This window comes from Synechococcus sp. R6-10, assembly GCF_047461815.1.
In the GTDB taxonomy this organism is placed as follows: Bacteria; Cyanobacteriota; Cyanobacteriia; order Thermostichales; family Thermostichaceae; genus Thermostichus.
Window position 1 is genome coordinate 1 of record NZ_JANSHW010000512.1, and the last position, 1,112, is coordinate 1,112.

Annotated in this window: 1 protein-coding gene and 1 tRNA gene; both read left to right on the plus strand. The window is 55.4% G+C overall.

Features of this window, described 5'->3' with window-relative positions; all coding sequences use genetic code 11:
- Window positions 1–76: 76 nt before the first annotated feature.
- A complete protein-coding gene (locus tag NW837_RS12960; protein ID WP_011433891.1) occupies window positions 77–625 on the plus strand; it encodes a hypothetical protein in 549 nt (182 codons plus the stop codon).
- A gap of 155 nt (window positions 626–780) precedes the next feature.
- Window positions 781–871: transfer RNA gene (locus NW837_RS12965), tRNA-Ser, on the plus strand.
- Window positions 872–1,112 lie beyond the last annotated feature (241 nt).

The window sequence follows — 1,112 nt, forward strand, 5'->3', positions numbered from 1 at the left end:
AAACAAACAGAATGCTATCGCTGCATAGTTGAACAGTGATGTTCAGCAGTGTTCAGCGTAAATGTATCAGAGATAGATGTTTACCCAATCTGCGTCTGATACTCTGGGGTTGGCACAACTGGATTTGGCGCAAATTCCGCGGCAGATCACCTGCGATGGCAGTGACTTGGATTGGAGCCAGGCCCTGGCCATCGAAGGGATCCAACCTGAAGAAGAAGCTTTACAGGCTTGGATGGCTTTCCGTGACCTGCGGGTGAACCAAGAGGCGGGCAACATTTTACGCTGGCAAGGGCGTCCGTTGCGGGCCAGCCGTATCCGCTTTTTCCCCAGGAATGTGGCTTGGCGCTATGGCTTCTCGTTTTCCACCAGCATCCGCTCGCCCCTTGGCAAAGGGATCCCGACCCCTGAGGAGTGGCGCTACCCGGGCCTCTGCCGCTACGGGATTGTGCTGTTTCAACCCAACGCCCAACTGGTGGCCCATCAGGTTTTCGAGTCCTCGCCAGAGCAGCCCCAAGAGGTGGATCTGGATCCCAACCTGGATATTGCCTTCAACATCAATGACGCCAAGGGCAGCTACGGCGACAATAGCGGCAGCTTCGATATTTACCTGCAGGTGGTGAGCTAGACTCACCCAACCCCAGGAGGGATCCCGGCTGATCGCGATAGCGGGACGGAGTCTTTGCAGGGCGGGTCAGGGGGCAGTTGCCGGGTGGGATCCCATCCCCTACAATGAGTGAACTGGTGGCTGGATCCCAGCTTGCCATTGCCCTTCCTGGCCCTGGAGAGGTGGCTGAGTGGTCGAAAGCGGCTTCCTGCTAAGAAGTTACGGGGCCCAAAAGCTCCGTCGAGGGTTCGAATCCCTCCCTCTCCGTCCATGTTTGCTGACCAAGGTTGTTGACGTCCTCTGCGCGCCGTTAGCTTACTTCCCCATAGCGGTAGGGCGGGGCTTTTCTCAGTAGCTCGGGCGTCTCAGACTAACCTGAAACGACCATAGAGGCCAACTCCGCTACCAGTCATGGGTCGTGGAAGCAGGAAGAAATCAGAGCATGACTCTAGTCAATAATAAGCTCAACTATACTGAAAATAATGTATAATATGTTCAGTACGGATTA

Excerpts from the sequence above, each read along its gene's own strand:
- NW837_RS12960 (WP_011433891.1), top strand. The coding sequence starts at position 77 with ATGTTTACCCAATCTGCGTCTGATACTCTGGGGTTGGCACAACTGGAT.